The organism is Pseudomonas laurylsulfativorans (genome assembly GCF_002906155.1).
In the GTDB taxonomy this organism is placed as follows: Bacteria; Pseudomonadota; Gammaproteobacteria; order Pseudomonadales; family Pseudomonadaceae; genus Aquipseudomonas; species Aquipseudomonas laurylsulfativorans.
On record NZ_MUJK01000001.1, the window covers coordinates 887839 to 905280 of the forward strand.

Annotated in this window: 8 protein-coding genes and 1 pseudogene; 6 read left to right on the forward strand and 3 right to left on the reverse strand. The window is 58.4% G+C overall.

The genetic code is table 11. The annotated features are described in order from the left end of the window. Nucleotides 1-54: 54 nt before the first annotated feature. From glgX to B0D71_RS03990, 5 genes are all read left to right on the forward strand, one after another. A complete protein-coding gene (gene glgX / locus B0D71_RS03970; protein WP_103393572.1) occupies nt 55-2217 on the forward strand; it encodes a glycogen debranching protein GlgX in 2163 nt (720 codons plus the stop codon). A gap of 216 nt (nt 2218-2433) precedes the next feature. After that, nucleotides 2434-3192, forward strand: a complete 759-nt coding sequence (locus B0D71_RS03975; RefSeq protein WP_103393573.1) for a PIG-L deacetylase family protein — start codon at nt 2434-2436, stop codon at nt 3190-3192. 78 nt (nt 3193-3270) lie between these two features. Continuing rightward, complete coding sequence (locus B0D71_RS03980; RefSeq protein WP_103393574.1) at nt 3271-4071, forward strand: endonuclease/exonuclease/phosphatase family protein; 801 nt, start codon at nt 3271-3273, stop codon at nt 4069-4071. A gap of 358 nt (nt 4072-4429) precedes the next feature. Continuing rightward, a complete protein-coding gene (locus B0D71_RS03985; RefSeq protein ID WP_103393575.1) occupies nt 4430-5497 on the forward strand; it encodes an autotransporter domain-containing protein in 1068 nt (355 codons plus the stop codon). A gap of 81 nt (nt 5498-5578) precedes the next feature. Further along, on the forward strand, nt 5579-8500 hold the full coding sequence (locus B0D71_RS03990) for an RHS repeat-associated core domain-containing protein (protein ID WP_240635664.1): 2922 nt from the start codon (nt 5579-5581) through the stop codon (nt 8498-8500). Nucleotides 8501-8637: 137 nt separating this feature from the next. Here B0D71_RS03990 and B0D71_RS03995 read toward each other — a convergent pair. Continuing rightward, nucleotides 8638-8877: pseudogene (locus B0D71_RS03995) on the reverse strand (alpha amylase C-terminal domain-containing protein); the annotation flags it as partial. Between the two features lie 113 nt (nt 8878-8990). Here B0D71_RS03995 and B0D71_RS04000 point away from each other — a divergent pair. Continuing rightward, complete coding sequence (locus B0D71_RS04000; RefSeq protein ID WP_103393576.1) at nt 8991-11687, forward strand: RHS repeat domain-containing protein; 2697 nt, start codon at nt 8991-8993, stop codon at nt 11685-11687. Nucleotides 11688-11782: 95 nt separating this feature from the next. On the opposite strand, the gene glgB is transcribed toward B0D71_RS04000, so the two are convergent. Both glgB and treS read right to left on the reverse strand, forming a co-directional pair. Next, nucleotides 11783-14020, reverse strand: coding sequence for a 1,4-alpha-glucan branching protein GlgB (glgB, locus tag B0D71_RS04005; protein ID WP_103393577.1), 2238 nt, complete (start codon nt 14018-14020; stop codon nt 11783-11785). A gap of 2 nt (nt 14021-14022) precedes the next feature. Continuing rightward, a complete protein-coding gene (treS, locus tag B0D71_RS04010; protein ID WP_103393578.1) occupies nt 14023-17364 on the reverse strand; it encodes a maltose alpha-D-glucosyltransferase in 3342 nt (1113 codons plus the stop codon). Nucleotides 17365-17442: the final 78 nt, after the last annotated feature.

A 17442-nucleotide genomic window follows, 5' to 3' on the forward strand; every position in this document is an offset into this window, starting at 1 on the left:
CACCGCCATCGTCGGAACGCCGCCCAGAGCAGGCTCGCAACAACAGGAGTACCTATGACCAGTCCAAAGAAAGCCGCCGCGCCAGCCCCTCGCGCTGAAGCCACGCGAATCCGTGAAGGCCTGCCCTTCCCGCTGGGTGCCACCTGGGATGGACTGGGAGTCAACTTCGCCCTGTTTTCCGCCCACGCCACCCGGGTTGAACTGTGCCTGTTCGACGACACCGGCGAGGTGGAGCTCGAACGCATCGAACTGCCCGAATACACCGACGAGATCTATCACGGCTACTTGCCCGACGCCCATCCAGGGCAGATCTACGGCTATCGCGTCTACGGTCCGTACGACCCGGCCAACGGCCATCGCTTCAACCCCAACAAGCTGCTGATCGATCCCTACGCCAAACAACTGGTCGGCAAGCTTAAATGGTCCGAAGCGCTGTTCGGCTACACCATCGGCCATCCCGACGCCGACCTCAGCTTCGACGAACGAGACAGCGCGCCCTTCGTACCCAAGTGCAAGGTCATCGACCCGGCGCACACCTGGGGCCACGATCATCGAGTCAGCGTGCCATGGGACAAGACGATCATTTATGAAACCCATGTCCGCGGTTTCAGCATGCGCCACCCCTCGGTTCCCGAAAACGTGCGCGGCACCTTTGCCGGGTTGATGGTCGATGATGTGGTGGAACACATCCGCAAGCTCGGCGTGTCGACCGTGGAGTTGCTGCCAATACACGCGTTCGTCAACGACCAGCATTTGCTGCACAAGGGCATGACCAATTACTGGGGCTACAACAGCATTGCCTTCTTCGCCCCCGACCCGCGCTACCTGGCCAGCGGCAAGATTGCCGAATTCAAGGAAATGGTTGCGCACCTGCACGAAGCCAATCTGGAAGTGATCCTCGACGTGGTCTACAACCACACCGCCGAGGGCAACGAACAAGGCCCGACCCTGTCGATGCGTGGCATCGACAACGCGTCCTACTACCGCCTGATGCCGGAGGACAAACGCTTCTATATCAACGATTCCGGCACCGGCAACACCCTGGACCTGAGCCACCCCTGTGTGCTGCAAATGGTCACCGACTCCCTGCGCTACTGGGCCTCGGAAATGCACGTGGACGGTTTCCGCTTCGACCTGGCGACCATTCTCGGGCGTTACCACGGCGGTTTCAATGAACGCCACAGTTTCCTTGTCGCCTGCCGCCAGGACCCGGTACTGCGCCAGGTCAAACTGATTGCCGAACCCTGGGACTGCGGTCCCGGCGGTTACCAGGTCGGTCGCTTCCCGCCGGGGTGGGTCGAGTGGAACGACAAATTCCGCGACACAGTACGCTCGTTCTGGAAAGGCGATGACGGGCAGTTGGCGGACTTTGCCAGCCGCCTGACCGCGTCGGGCGAAATGTTCAATCAGCGTGGCCGGCGGCCCTACTCATCCGTGAACTTCGTCACCGCCCATGACGGCTTCACGCTCAATGACCTGGTGTCGTACAACGACAAGCACAACGAAGCCAACGACGAAGACAATCAGGACGGCAGCAACAACAACCTGTCGTGGAACCATGGCGTCGAAGGCCCCACCGACGACCCCGAGATCAACGCGCTACGCCATCGGCAGATGCGCAACTTCTTCGCCACCCTGCTGCTGGCCCAGGGCACGCCAATGCTGGTGGCCGGCGACGAGTTCGCCCGCACCCAGGACGGCAACAACAATGCCTACTGCCAGGACAGCGAGATCGGCTGGGTCAACTGGGACCTCAGCGAAGACGGCAAGGCCCTGCTCAAGTTCGTCAAACGCCTGATCAAGTTGCGCCTGACTTACCCGATCCTGCGCCGTGGGCGTTTTCTGGTGGGGAATTACAACGAAGACATCGGCGTCAAGGACGTGACCTGGCTGGCGCCGGACGGTTCGCAAATGACCACCAAGCAATGGCACGATGCGCACAATCGCTGCCTGGGCATGTTGCTCGATGGCCGTGCCCAGGAAACCGGCATTCGCCGCAAAGGCGCCGACGCGACGTTGATGCTGGTGTTCAATGCCCATCACGACATCGTCAATTTCCGCCTGCCGGAAGTGCCTGACGGTGGTTTCTGGACCTGCATGATCGACACCAACCAGCCGTCGATCCGTGGCCAGGAGCGCTTCGAGTTTGGCCACGAGTACTCGGTCACCGGCCGCTCGATGCTGCTGTTCGAGTTGCAGCATGAGGAAGAGGAGTAACGACGAGGTCGAGGAATTCACCGCGCTACTGCCGCAGAGCGGAAAAGTCATTTGGGTGGAGTTCGCGACGCGACGAATAGCGTGACATAGTCAATACTCGATTCGCGACCCTCCAGGGTTGGGGTTGTCGCACCACGCTATCCACCAGCCCTCACGGGTCGGCCGGGCTAGACCCGCGCACGACTGAAGGCGAAGCAGAACAAGGACGTAATACCCATGAAATCCGTTTCCGTCAGCGAAACCAGCCTGCCATCACAGATCTGGAACAGTGCCCCGCAACTGGACAACATTCCAGTCATCAGCCTCCAATCCCTGGTGCCCAGGGGCGCACGCGCGGTGCTCATTGCCCCGCACCCCGGCGATGAAGTCGTGACCTGCGGCGGCCTGTTGCAATTGCTCAGCAACCTGGGCCACCCGCTGCAATTGATCTCGATCACCGACGGCAGCGCCAGCCATCCGGGCTCCCGCCAGTGGTCGGAAAAACGCCTCAGCGTGTTTCGCCCCCAGGAAAGCGTCGAAGCCATCCGCCGACTCGGGTTGCCGATGCACAGCCTGAAGTGGATTCGTGGCGGGTTTACCGACAACGCGCTGGCAGAGCACGAAGATCAGATCGTCCAGTTCATCACGCGCTACCTGCGCCCCGGTGATGTGGTGTTCAGCACTTGGCGCCAGGACGGCAACGTCGACCACGACACCGTTGGCCGTGCCAGCGCCAGGGCGGCAGCCAATGCAGGGGCAAGCTATAACGACGTACCGTTCTGGGCCTGGCACTGGCCGGCACGGGACCGGGAGCTGATTCCCTGGCACCGTGCCCGCAAGGTACGTCTCGACACCTGGACCATTGCCCGCAAAAGCCACGCCATCCACGCCTACGCCAGCCAGCTCGACGGCGAACCGGCCATCGGCCTTGCGCCGTTGCTGCCGCGAACGCTGCTGGAGCGTATCCGTTTGCCTTATGAAATCGTGTTGGTTTGAAAGCGCAATCCATCAGACTGAACTGCATGCCGTCGCATCAGTCGCATACATAAGCAGCCCTGAATCAGAGGAGTGCATGTGGCCAGTCATCCATCACGACAGGCAGCCGAATCAACACCTTTGAACACGCCCCCGGCGATTCATCGGCTTCGCGTGCTGACGGTCAATACCCACAAGGGATTTACCGCGCTCAATCGGCGCTTCATCCTCCCCGAGCTACGTGAAGCGGTGCGCAGTACGTCGGCAGACCTGGTGTTTCTGCAAGAAGTCGTCGGCGAGCACGATCGTCACTCTTCCCGCTACAACGATTGGCCACAAACCTCGCAGTATGAATTTCTCGCCGACAGCATGTGGAGTGACTTCGCCTACGGGCGCAATGCCGTCTATCCCGACGGTCATCATGGCAATGCCCTGCTGTCGAAATACCCGATCCGCGAGTACCGAAACCTGGATGTTTCCATTACCGGCCCGGAACGCCGCGGCTTGCTGCACTGCGTGCTGGACGTGCCGGGGCATAACGAAGTCCACGCCATCTGCGTGCACCTCAGCCTGCTGGAGAGCCATCGTCAGTTGCAGTTGCAGTTGCTCTGTCAGCTCCTTGAGTCCCTGCCTGAACAGGCGCCGGTGATCATTGCCGGCGACTTCAACGATTGGCAGATGCAAGGCAATGCCGCCCTGGCCCGCCGCGATTACTTGCACGAAGCCTTCGAACGCCACCATGGCCGCCCGGCCAAAACCTACCCCGCGCGGTTTCCCTTGTTGCGCCTGGATCGCGTCTACCTGCGCAATGCCAGCAGCCACGAGCCGAAAATACTCGGGCACAAGCCTTGGACGCACCTTTCAGACCATTTGCCGCTGGCGGTGGAAGTGCATCTTTGAATCAGGTCGAAACCCAACAAAGGGAACGTTCGGTAACCTGGGGTTCAGGTGAAGTGGTGAGGGTCGAAACCGCTCCATCCCCAGGATTTTTTTGTCGATCCTTAGGAAAAACAAGCACTTGTAGACACACCGTCAATCACTCTTTTAATCCATTACCATTTATCGGCCATCGTCTTGACGCGACCGTTTCGGTCTTCTTGACTCACCTGACTACCCCCGGAAACACCACCAGGACGAGCCTCAGGCTCCCGTAAAAACGGGCGGCCCGGGATGACCCCTAATCCATTCGGTCGCCCCTCATTCGGAGTAGGAGAGACGCCAGAGCGAGATACCTCATGCGACTGCAAGGTAGACCTCCATGAAAACTTCACTCACCTCACAAGAGATCAAAATCACTTTTTGCACTGTATCTATTTCACTCCTGCTGTGTTCCTCCATGGAAGTGCAAGCCGCTACTGCCGAGCAGGAAGCTACGCCGTGGTATCGACAGGACATCCCGACGCCCGGTTTGTCTAGTTTTGTTGCAACCTGGCCCGGTCAATTCAGCACTCATCCCGATCTGCGCAGCTCCAGCCTGACCACCGAAGACGCCGCACCTGCGGCCTGGGACCAACTCTACGGCCAGCCCTCTTACCAGGCACAAACCGATTACCTTTCCCAGGGGCTGGCCGGTCCCGGCACCCACGAACTCAAAGGCCCGGCGATCCTCACCCTGCAAAGCGCCAGCGGCCATACGCAGAGGGTTGGCCTGGTCGGTGGCACGAGCCAGTACCAGATAAACAACAACGGTGCACAGATCACCCCGGCAATGTCCGACCCCAACCGCGACACGCTCAACCTCCAGGGGCACAGCCTCGGCGCCTATTGGAGCCTGACCGGGCCACAAGGCTGGTACGTCGACCTGACAGCCAGCGGTGGCCGGGTCAGCGGTTTCAGCCGCAACGAACAAGGGACTCGAAGAGCCACAGAGGGCAGCGCGATGACGCTGTCGGTGGAAGGTGGCTTCCCTATCGGTCTGGGCGAAAACTGGGTGATTGAACCCCAAGCGCAATTGATCAATCAGCGCATCACCCTGGACACCCCATATGCCGGTTCGGGCAGCGCATCTTCTACTGACCTGACCTCGTGGAGTGGCCGGGTCGGTGCGCGCTTGAAAGGCAGTTACGACATCAAAGGGATGCCGGTGGAACCTTACGTGCGGACCAACTTGTGGCACACCGTGTACACCGGCAACACGGTGACCCTCGATCAGGTCGACAAGATCAGCAGTAGCCGCAAGTCCTCGACCGTTGAACTGGGCCTGGGTCTGGTCGCCAGGGTGACCCCGACCGTGAGCCTGTACGTCAGCGCCGACTACAGCAGCGACGTGGACGACAATGACCTGAACGGGTTGATTGGCAGCCTGGGTGTGCGGATGCGCTGGTGAAAACTGGCATTTCTTACAGTATCCGCGGCCCTGCGGCTGATGCATTGTGATGGCAGGTCACGCTGATCGAGAGCATCACGAATGTCACTGGGCTATGCGCATCACGGCACACCCGTTCTTGCGGTATCAGATCCGCGGGGACTGGCGATCAGGGCTATCCAGTACCATCGGCGGCTGGCGGGCGATCCGGTTGAAGCGCGGGTGACGCATCAACGGTTCGATGCCGCCGGGCGGCCGATGGCCAGTCGTGATCCGTATCTGTTTGCTTTGGCACAGAACAATGCGTCGGTGCCGGCCAATCTCAGCCAGGTGTTCAGTTTGTCTGCTGTTCCGCTGTCGAGCGAGAGCGTGGATGCAGGTTGGCAAGTAGCTTTGTACGGTGCGGCCGGGCAACGTGTCGAGGCTTGGGACGGGCGTGGCAGCCACTCTGAGTCTGAGTTTGATGAGCTGTTGCGGCCGGTGGTCGTAATTGAACGTGGCGTGGATGTCGCCGAGCAGGTTCTTGAGCGTTTTAGTTATGCGGGAATCGATGCCGATGCTGCCTCGCGCAATCTGTGCGGCCAATTGATTCGCCATGACGACCCGGCGGGAACACTGCATCTGAATGAACTAGGCCTCGCTGGCGCGCTACTGCAACAGACCCGGCACTTTTTGTTGGGTACCGACCCGGTTAACTGGCCCGACAGCGTACCCGCGCGCGATGCTTTGCTCGAACCCGGCGAGGGTGCGACCACGTCTCACACCTACGCACCCGGCACGGAACTGCTCCAGCAAATTGACGCCTTGGGCAACCTGCAGAGTCTCGCCTACACCGTCGCTGGCGAGTTGAAAGACACCCGTCTGACCCTGACCGGCGATGTTCAGCCAGAGAGGACATTGGTCAGCGATCTTCGTTACAACGCGTTCGGCCAGATCGAGGCGCAAACCGCCGGCAATGGGGTGATCACTCGTCACCACTACGATCCTGTGGATGGCCGCCTCATCGTCTTGAGCGCCCACAAAACCAACGGCACACTGCTGCAAGATCTGAAATACAGTTACGACGCCGCCGGCAACGTGCTGAGCCTCAAGGACGAAGCCCAGCCGATCCGCTACTTCAACAACCAGCGCATCGAACCGATAAAGACCTATCGCTACGACACCCTCTATCAATTGATCGAAGCCTCGGGTTGGGAAGCCAAAAACGGCCACGGCGGCCCCACCCTGCCCAACCTGCATCCCTTGCCTCTCGACCCCAACCAGATCGCCCAGTACACCCAGACTTACCACTGCGACGCTGGCGGTAATCTGCTGGAACTGGTGCACGCTGGCCCCCAACCTCAAGGCCGCACCTTGACCCGCGTCCAATACAGCAACCGCTGCCTGCCCGAGCGCAACGGCCGTCCACCGACCGAAGCCGAACTGGCCGCCGGATTCGATGCCAATGGCAACCTGCGTGAGTTGCAAGCCGGCCAGGTGATGGAGTGGGACTTGCGCAACCAACTGTCAACGGTGCGCCCTGTCATTCGCGCAGACGGCAATGATGATTACGAGCGCTATTTGTACGACGGCGGTGGCCAGCGGGTCCGCAAACTAGGCGCAACTCAAACCAACGTCCGCACACTGGTCCGTGAAGTGCGCTACCTGCCAGGAGTGGAGATCCGCAGTCACGGTGGCACCGGGGAAATCCTTCACGTAATTACCGCCAGCGCAGGCAGCAACAGCGTGCAGGTGCTGCATTGGGTGGCCGGGCAGCCCGCAGACATCGCCAATAATCAGGTGCGTTACAGCCTTAGTGACCACTTGAAATCCAGTGCACTGGAACTGGACCAAAACGCCGATCTGATTAGTCAGGAGTGGTATTACCCGTTTGGCGGTACCGCTTGCTTCGCGGCACGCTCGGCCACCCAAGCCAAATACAAAACTGTGCACTATTCGGGCAAGGAACGGGATGCGACGGGGCTTTACTATTATGGGCTCAGGTATTACGCACCGTGGTTGCAGCGGTGGATTAATCCAGATCCTGCCGCTGAAATTGATGGTCTCAATCTATACAGATTTGTGCGCAACAATCCCATTATATGGGGCGATCCAAACGGTACCAATACCCTTACTCAGGAAGAGATGAATACCTATGGTGAAGCAGCATACAACAGAATGTTTTCGCTTGGATCCAGACTCAAGGGCCTGAGGGCTGAGGGAGAGTCGGGTATTGAAGCAATCAGTAGAATTTCAAATCAGAACATCGACAATCTCTTGGCTGAATTGGACATCTACGACATTTCACAAAGTAAGGTGGCGTCGACGATCGCCAATTTATCACCCTTCGACTACAAAGTTGTTCACTTTAGTAAAAGCGACTTCAGAAACTTAGACGGCAGCATAGATTTTCTATCGCGAAAGAAACTCCAGGAAACGGGAAGACTAGCTCCAAACACCACAGAACATACCGCACCTGAAGACCTCATGTATTTTGCGACTGACGATTTCACGTTTTTTTCGCTAGAAACAGGAGCCTCGCTTAAGTCAAATTCAACTTTCGGCAGTTTTCGTTACGACGCTTCTTTTGAAAGTCTTAAAGGGCACTCACACGTCGAGTTTTCAGATTTACTTAATCCTAATCTACGACAAATTAGCCACCAACGTTTATCTACATTGCCGTGGCTCAAAGAACGCCCTAATTTTTTCAAGCGTCTATTATTGAGCGAAAATGAGCAGACCGTACTAACTCATTACAACTTTGTTCACAGAACCGACTTGCCTGAGCTAACACCGAAAGACCTACTATTTTTTGGCAGCGACATGCTCAACGGCATAGGCTTGCGTGTTGCTGCCGATCTTCCACAATTTTCATCAGCCACAAGGAAAGCGTTAAAAAAATACATTACCTCTCAACCCATTGAAAATATAGGCCAAGTTATCAATGCACTTGGTCGCCCTCAAGTCCTCACCCCTAGGATGACAAAATTTACAGCCTCTCAATTTAAATTGACGCAAACCGGAGCTTCCTCGCGCCAAAACTAGAAATAGCTTTTACTTTTCAAGGCCGAAATATCAACATCCTCAACAAAAGCAAGTTGAGCACTAGCGAGATTACCCCACCACGCGACAGGCTCGATGCCTTCCATAGCAAGCCTGCTCCATAGAGAAACCGAAGGTAGTCTTACCATCAACACCGCCAACGGCGGCAAATTCAGCACCAACGACAACGCCTGCCCATGGCTCGGCGTTTCCTCGGCCAGCGCCCCGCCGCTGTTCCCATAATTGGACCCCGCATAGATAGACAAATCGCTGTTGAGCACCTCACTCCACTGCCCGGCAAACGGCACCCCCACCCGATAAGCCTCGCGCGGCACCGGCGTGAAGTTGGCCACCACCAGCTCCGGTTTACCGTCCTTGCTTCAGCGCAGCAACCCGCGAATATGTTGGTAAAAACTGGTATTTCTTACAGTTTCCACAGCATTGGCGATGATGCATTGTGATGGGCAAGTCACCCTGATCAAGGTCGTCACGGATGTCTGTGGACTATGCGCATCACGGCACGCCAACCCTTGCGGTTTCAGACGCACGCGGGCTGGCGGTCAGGGCCATTCAGTACCATCGGCGCGAGGCAGCCGATCCGCTCGAAGCGCGGGTGACGCATCAACGCTTCGATGCCGCTGGCCGGCCCGTGGCTAGCCGTGATCCGCATCTGTTTGCCTTGGCGCAGAACGATTTGTCGGTGCCGGCCAATCTCAGTCAGTTATTCAGTTTGTCTGCTGTTCCGTTGTCGAGTGACAGCGTGGATTCGGGTTGGCGGGTGGCGTTGCCGGGTGCTGCCGGGCAGCGTGTTGAGGCTTGGGATGGCCGTGGTAGTCACTCGTTCTCAGAGTTCGATGAACTGCTGCGACCGGTGGCCGTGCATGAAGACGGTGAAGATATCGCCAAGTGTGTGCTTGAGCGTTTTACGTATGCGGGAGTCGATGCCGACGCCGCCTCGCATAATCTGTGCGGCCAGTTGATTCGCCATGACGATCCGGCCGGGACGCTGCACCTGCGCGAACTCGGCATTGCTGGCGTGGTGCTACAACAGACCCGACATTTTTTGCTCGACACTCTGCCGCCCGACTGGCCCGAAAGCGTACCCGCGCGCGATGCGTTACTTGAACCCATTGAGGGTGCCAGTACCGCGCTGCATTTTGCCGCCAGCGGTGAACTGCTCCGACAAATCGATGCACTGGGCAATCATCAGCGTTTTACCTACACCGTCGCGGGCGAATTGAACGACACGCGACTGACCTTGGCCGGTCCCGGCCAGACAGAACGAATGCTGGTCAGCGATCTACAGTACAACGCCTTCGGCCAGATCGAGTCGGAAACCGCCGGCAACGGCGTGATCACCCGCCACCACTACGAAGCTGCGGATGGCCGCCTCATCGTCTTGAGTGCCCACAAAGCCAACGGCACGCCGCTGCAAAATCTGAAATACCGTTACGACGCCGCCGGCAACGTGCGAACTCTCAAGGACACCGCCCAGCCGATCCGCTACTTCAACAACCAGCGTATCGAACCGATCAAGACCTACCGCTATGACACCCTCGATCAGTTGATCGAAGCCACGGGTTGGGAGGGCAGAACCGGTGGCGGCGGTCCCGCCCTGCCCGACCTTCAACCCCAGCCCCTCGATCCAGACCATGTTGCCAGTTACACCCAGACCTACCACTACGACGCAGGCGGTAATCTGCTGGACCTGACACATGTCGGGGCTCAGTCCCACAGTCGAACCCTGACCCGCGCCCAATACAGCAACCGCTGCCTGCCCGAACGCAATGATCGGCCTCCGACTGAAGAAGAGCTGGCCGCGGGCTTCGACGCCAACGGCAACTTATACGAGCTGCAAGCGGGCCAAGCGCTCGGCTGGGACCTGCGCAATCAACTGTCCAGCGTACGCCCGGTGGTCCGCGACAGTGGTAATGACGACTACGAGCGCTACCTCTACGACGGCGGCGGCCAACGGGTTCGCAAGCTTCGTGTAAACCAGACCAATGCGCGCACGCTGATCAGCGAGGTGCGCTACCTGCCAGGTTTGGAAATCCACAGCCATGGCGGCACCGGTGAAATTCTCCACGTGATCACAGCCAGCACTGGCAATAACAGCGTGCAGGTGCTGCATTGGATCGCCAAAAAACCGGAAAACATTACCAACGACCAGGTGCGTTACAACCTCAATGACCACCTGCAATCCAGCGCACTGGAGCTGGATCAAAACGGCGACCTGATCAGCCAGGAATGGTATTACCCGTTTGGCGGCACGGCTTGCTGGGCGGCGCGATCCGCAACTGAGGCCAAGTACAAGAACGTGCGTTATTCGGGTAAGGAGCGGGATGCGACGGGACTTTATTATTATGGTTTCAGGTATTACGCGCCATGGTTGCAGCGGTGGATTAATCCGGATCCGGCGGGGTATGTAGATGGGATGAATCTGTTCATCGCGATGAAGAACGCACCCACGGTTTTTTTTGATCCAGATGGTCGGATGACTCGGCGTCCTTCGTCAGCTTCGGAGCGTGAAGCAGAAGTTCCCGGACTCTACATTCCGGCAAGAAGGAACAGACTCTACCAGCAGAACAGGAGGGAAACTATTGATGTATCAGAGCTGACTAACAAGCAGACTTCAACCACTCCTGAAAATACTATTGCCAAACGAAGAGCAGACATAACCAAAGAAACAATCTCACTCAACAATATAAGATTAGAGGGTAAGGCGCTGGGTGCTGGAGGATTTGGCGAAGTATGGCAAGTCGGCCAAACAGCCTATAAAATCTACAAGACCACCCCCACAGATATCGCAGCCTCAAACTCTATAAAAAACGATACAACTTCAAATATCAATCACGCAGTGGAGGGATGGAATTACTTCTTCCAGAAAGCTTACAGCGGCACTTACAAACAATATGCTACGGCATCTGCAATCCGCACACTGGAAGGTATTTTGATCATGAAGACTCCTTTCATTGAAGGGATGACTATGAATGAATCGCAATATCGAACCAGCAAACAAAAAGAAAAGCTACTTGCCGAACTTGAAAGCATGGACAGAGAACTTGGCGACAACAAAGCCGACAATGTAAAAATAATTAATGACAGAGCACTTATTATTGATTTCGACTTATTTAAATTCAAACCGAGCCAAAACAAGCAAAATGCCCTGTCAATGTTCGGTTTCGTCTAGGAACTCTCTAAACATTAAAAACCATTACCCTTTCAGGCACCTCCCCATCATCGATACATAACTTAATGGGGAAGCACCCGCTTAGACTCTGCTAGCTATCCTAAATCGCCCGGCCTCAATATCAACACCGCCAACGGCGGCAAATTCAGCACCAACGACAACGCCTGCCCATGGCTCGGCGTTTCCTCGGCCAGCGCCCCGCCGCTGTTCCCATAATTGGACCCCGCATAGATAGACGAATCGCTGTTGAGCACCTCACTCCACTGCCCGGCAAACGGCACCCCCACCCGATAAGCCTCGCGCGGCACCGGCGTGAAGTTGGCCACCACCAACACCGGTTTACCGTCCTTGCTCCAGCGCAACCACGCATAAACGCTGTTGATCGCATCATCGCCGATCAACCATTGGAAACCCTGGGGCACGTCATCCTGCTCATGCAGCGCAGGCTCTTCGCGGTACAGGCGATTGAGGTCGCCGACCAGTTTCTGCACGCCCTTGTGCTCGGAGTACTGCAACAGGTACCAGTCCAGTTGCTGGTCGTGGTTCCACTCGCGCCACTGGCCGAATTCGCAGCCCATGAACAGCAACTTCTTGCCCGGATGCGCCCACATGAAACTCAGGTAGGCCCGCAGGTTGGCGAATTTCTGCCAGCGGTCGCCGGGCATTTTGTCGATCAGCGAGTGCTTGCCGTGTACCACCTCGTCGTGGGAGATCGGCAGGATGAAGCGCTCGGACCAGGCATACACCAGGCCGAAACTCAGCTCGTTGTGGTGATGGGCGCGGTACACCGGGTCCTGCTGGATGTAGTGCAGCGAGTCGTGCATCCAGCCCATGTTCCATTTGTAGGCAAAGCCCAGGCCGCCCTGTTGCGTGCCCTGGCTGACACCTGGCCAGGCGGTGGATTCTTCGGCGATCACCAGCGCACCGGGCGCTTCCAGGGCTACGACGTCATTGAGGTGGCGCAGGAAGTCGATGGCTTCCAGGTTCTCGCGCCCGCCGTGGCGGTTCGGTATCCATTCGCCGGCCTTGCGCGAATAGTCGCGATACAGCATCGAGGCCACCGCATCGACCCGCAGGCCGTCGACATGAAAATGCTTGAGCCAGTGCAGCGCCGACGCCAGCATGTAGCCGTGCACCTCGGTGCGGCCGAGGTTGTAGATCAGGGTGTCCCAGTCCTGATGGAACCCTTCCTGCGGGTTGCCGTACTCGTACAGGGCTGTGCCGTCGAACTGGGCCAGACCGTGGGTATCGGTGGGAAAATGCGCCGGCACCCAATCGAGGATCACCCCGAGTTCGGCCTGGTGGCAGGCGTTGATGAATGCGGCGAACTCGTCCGGCGTGCCATACCGCGCACTCGGTGCGAATTGCGACAGCAATTGATAGCCCCACGAACCGCCGAATGGATGCTCCATGATCGGCATCAGTTCGATGTGCGTGAAGCCCAGGTCTTTGACATAGGGAATCAGCCGCTCGGTCAGTTCGGGCCAGGTGTACTGGCGGGCCACTTCGCCCAGGTCATCCAGCTCACATTGCCACGAGCCGGCGTGCAATTCGTAGATCGACAAGGGCGCCGTCACCCGGTGGCGATCGCCCCGGGACATCATCCAGTCCTGGTCCTGCCAGTCGATGCTCAAGGGTGAAGATACTTTCGAGGCGGTGTCCGGTGGCAGGCTGGTGGCCAGCGCCATGGGATCGGCCTTCAACGGCAGAATGCCGTGGGCGCCGAGAATCTCGTATTTGTAAGTCTCCCCGGCTTGCAGGCGCGGGATGAACAACTCCCAGACACCGGTGGGATGACGCAGGCGCATCGGATGCCGGCGCCCGTCCCAGACGTTGAAATCGCCGACCACCGACACCCGCCGGGCATTCGGCGCCCACACGGCGAAACGCACACCGTCGACGCCATCCACGGTCTTGAGTTGCGCACCGAGGCACGCGCTGAGATCGCGGTGATTGCCTTCGGCAAACAGGTACAAATCCATTTCGCCCAACAACGGGCCAAAGCTGTAAGGGTCTTCGGCCGTTTGCTCACCGCCGGCCCAACGGGTGCGCAGCAGGTACGCTTGTGCACGCTGGAAATGCCCGACAAACAACCCAGGTGTTTCTGTGGCTTGAAGATTGCCAAGCGCTTCGCCCGAGTCCCTGGCCAGTACTTCTACACTCAGGGCGCCCGGCAGATAAGCGCGAATGAACTGCCCGCCAACGCCATCGGCGTGAGGGCCGAGAATCGCAAAAGGATCGATATGCTCGGCGCGCACCAGTGCATCGATATCCCGCGCGCCGGGCAGTAGCGCTTCTTTGTGATGACCCTGTTCCTTGTTCGAGACACTCATGACTACTCTCCACCAAGACCGGAAAAGGGTTTAAGCCCACTCAATAATCCATATAAACCGTGCAACGGCACGGGCAACCAGGTGGGGCGGTTTTCCGCCTCATAGGCCACTTCATACGCCGCCTTCTCCAGACCAAACAACGCCAACGCGGCATCCTCGCCTTCGGGATCTTGCCACGCATGGGCAAGACTAGCTGCCGCCAGCCGATAAGCGTCGACAAATGCTTGCCGCGCCTCGCTCAAGTAGCGCTCGGTCACCCGCAAGCGCGCGGCATCCGCCGCCCCGGTGTTATCGACGCTTTGCACATTGATCGCCATCGCTGCCGCATAGTCGAAGGAACGCAGCACACCGCTGACATCCTTGTACGGGCTGTGCTTACCCCGTCGTTCATGCAATGGCCGCGCCGGTTCTCCTTCAAAATCGATCAGGTAGGCATCACCCTTGATGACCAACACCTGTCCCAGGTGCAAATCGCCATGCACACGAATGCGCAAGCCGCCCGCAGTCTGTTTGGCCAACGCTTGTACATGACCAAGGATGGCTTTTTTGTTGTCCAGTAAATGGCTTACCAGGTTCTGGTCCGCCGGGTTCAGTTGATTTTTATGCTGTTTGAGCAAGTTCAACGCATGCTCGATTTGTACCGCCACATCCTTGGCCGTGGCCTGGGCTTCTTTGTGCGTGGTGACCTGCGGCAAGAAGTCCGGGTTGGCACTCGGCGCCGCCAGTACCTGATGCATTTCCCCCAGGCGCCGACCCAGCATAGCGGCGAAATCTTTCAGTTCGCCGAGCGCATTGTAGTGTTGCTCCTGCTCGGACACGGCGTCAGCCAGCTCATCGCGAAGCGCCCGTTCGAGGTTGTTCTGCGTCCACTCCCAGGCGTCGCCCTGATTGCTCAGGTAGCCTTGAGCGATCATCAGCAGGTTGTCTTCACCCGCCGCATCCCGACGCACAACCGCACCGAGCAATGGCGAGATATGGCTGAACCCGGCCTCGGTCAGGAATGCGCTCATTTCAAGTTCCGGGTGCACCCCGGAGGCGACCTTGCGGATCAGCTTCAACACCAGGCTGTTGCCAATCACCACCGAGCTGTTGGACTGTTCAGCGGACAGGTAACGCACCGGCGACTGCGCATTGAGGCCGAGTTTTTCCAGCTCGGCAGTGGACTCGAAGCGGATGTCGCCATCGCTGGAGGCCAATAAGGTACCGGCCTGGATGCCCTGCAATACAGCATGCACAAAGGTTTCCAGGCTGAAGGCATCGGTGATCAGGCCGACCTGGCGTCCGCGCCGTACCCGCGACAACGCCAATTGCTGGGGCAACGGAGTACCCACCTGATCTTCCGGGATAAAGCCGAACGGCAGCTGGTAACGACTGCTGTGGCCACCGCTGGTGACATTGATCTCGCTGAACAGCACTGGATGCTGCGGATCGCCGAAGCGCACGCCATAGGCCAGATCGACCTGTTCGATGGCAGTGTCCTTGCCAGCAAACCATCGGCGGTTCTGCAACCAGTTCGGCAGGATGCTTTGCTCCAGCGTGGTGCGTGACGGCGTTTCGAGCAGCTCTTCCATGCGTTTTTTCAGTACCAGCGTGGTGAAGTCCGGCAGGCTTTGCGCGGGCTCCACGTGCCAGCTCGGCATCTGGTTTTCCGCGGCGAGGCCAAACCAGTAAAAGCCATAAGGCGCCAGCGTCAGGAGAAAATTCAGCTGGCCTATGGGCGGGAACGCATTACCCCCGAGCATTTCCACAGGCACCATGCCAACGTAGGCCGACAAATCCAGCTCGGCGGCCTGGGCGCTGCGCGACACGTTGGCCACGCACAGAATGATTTCGTGCTTGCCGTCCACCCCGGTGTATTCGCGGGTGTAGGCCAGAATCCGCCGGTTGCTGGGCGACAGCATCTTCAACGTACCACGGCCGAAGGCCTTGGATTGCTTGCGCACGGTGAGCATGCGCCGGGTCCAGTTCAACAGCGAATGAGGGTCGCCGGCCTGGGTTTCGACGTTGACCGACAGGTAGCCGTACTGTGGGTCCATGATCGGCGGCAGCACCAGGCTGGCCGGGTCGGCTCGGGAGAAACCACCGTTGCGGTCGATGGACCATTGCATCGGTGTGCGCACGCCGTCGCGGTCGCCGAGGTAGATGTTGTCGCCCATGCCGATTTCATCGCCGTAATACAGGGTCGGCGTGCCGGGCATCGACAGCAGCAGGCTGTTGAGCAGCTCGACTCGGCGACGGTCGCGCTCCACCAGCGGCGCCAGGCGGCGGCGAATCCCCAGGTTGATCCGTGCCCGGCGGTCGGCTGCGTAGTAATTCCACAGGTAGTCGCGTTCCTTGTCGGTGACCATTTCCAGGGTCAGCTCATCGTGGTTGCGCAGGAAAATCGCCCACTGGCAATTGGCGGGAATGTCCGGGGTCTGGCGCAGAATATCGGTGATCGGGAAGCGATCTTCCTGGGCCAGCGCCATGTACATACGGGGCATCAGCGGGAAGTGAAAGGCCATGTGGCATTCATCGCCGTTGAGGCCTTTTTTGTCGGTGTCGCCGAAGTACAGCTGGGTGTCCTCCGGCCATTGATTGGCTTCGGCCAACAGCATGCGGTCGGGGTAGTTGGCGTCGATTTCGGCGCGGATCTGTTTAAGGACGTCATGGGTTTCCGGCAGGTTCTCGTTGTTGGTGCCGTCGCGCTCGATCAGGTAGGGAATGGCGTCCAGACGCAAACCGTCGATGCCCATGTCGAGCCAGTAACGCATGACCGACAGCACCGCTTTCATCACTTGCGGGTTATCGAAATTCAGGTCCGGCTGGTGGGAGTAGAAACGGTGCCAGAAGTATTGGCCGGCGACCGGGTCCCAGGTCCAGTTGGACTTCTCGGTGTCGAGGAAGATGATGCGGGTGCCGTCGTACTTCTGATCATCATCGGACCACACGTAGAAGTCCCGGGCGGCTGAGCCTTTTTTGGCTTTGCGTGCGCGCTGGAACCACGGGTGCTGGTCGGAGGTGTGATTGATCACCAGCTCGGTGATGACCCGCAGGCCGCGTTGATGGGCCTCGGCAATGAAGCGCTTGGCATCGGCCATGGTGCCGTAATCGCTATGTACGCCGCGGTATTCGGCGATGTCGTAACCGTCATCGCGCCGTGGCGAGGGATAGAACGGCAACAGCCAGATGGTGTTGACGCCCAGATCGGCAATGTAGTCGAGCTTGGCGATCAGGCCAGGAAAGTCGCCGATCCCGTCGTTGTTGGAGTCGAAATAGGATTTGACGTGAACCTGATAGATCACCGCATCCTTGTACCAGAGCGGGTCCTTGATGAACGTGGCTGCCTTGGGTTTCTTCGCCATTGGAAACTCCTGTTCAATTCAAAATGACCACCACAGAGCCGGGAAACCTTGGATGGGACGCCTGCCGTCCGTAGGAGC

Bases quoted from the DNA above. Each gene is read 5' to 3' on its own strand.
- glgX (WP_103393572.1), top strand. From the start codon at position 55: ATGACCAGTCCAAAGAAAGCCGCCGCGCCAGCCCCTCGCGCTGAAGCC.
- B0D71_RS03990 (WP_240635664.1), top strand. From the start codon at position 5,579: ATGTCACTGGGCTATGCGCATCACGGCACACCCGTTCTTGCGGTATCA.
- B0D71_RS03985 (WP_103393575.1), top strand. From the start codon at position 4,430: ATGAAAACTTCACTCACCTCACAAGAGATCAAAATCACTTTTTGCACT.
- glgB (WP_103393577.1), bottom strand. From the start codon at position 14,020: ATGAGTGTCTCGAACAAGGAACAGGGTCATCACAAAGAAGCGCTACTG.
- B0D71_RS04000 (WP_103393576.1), top strand. From the start codon at position 8,991: ATGTCTGTGGACTATGCGCATCACGGCACGCCAACCCTTGCGGTTTCA.
- B0D71_RS03975 (WP_103393573.1), top strand. From the start codon at position 2,434: ATGAAATCCGTTTCCGTCAGCGAAACCAGCCTGCCATCACAGATCTGG.
- treS (WP_103393578.1), bottom strand. From the start codon at position 17,364: ATGGCGAAGAAACCCAAGGCAGCCACGTTCATCAAGGACCCGCTCTGG.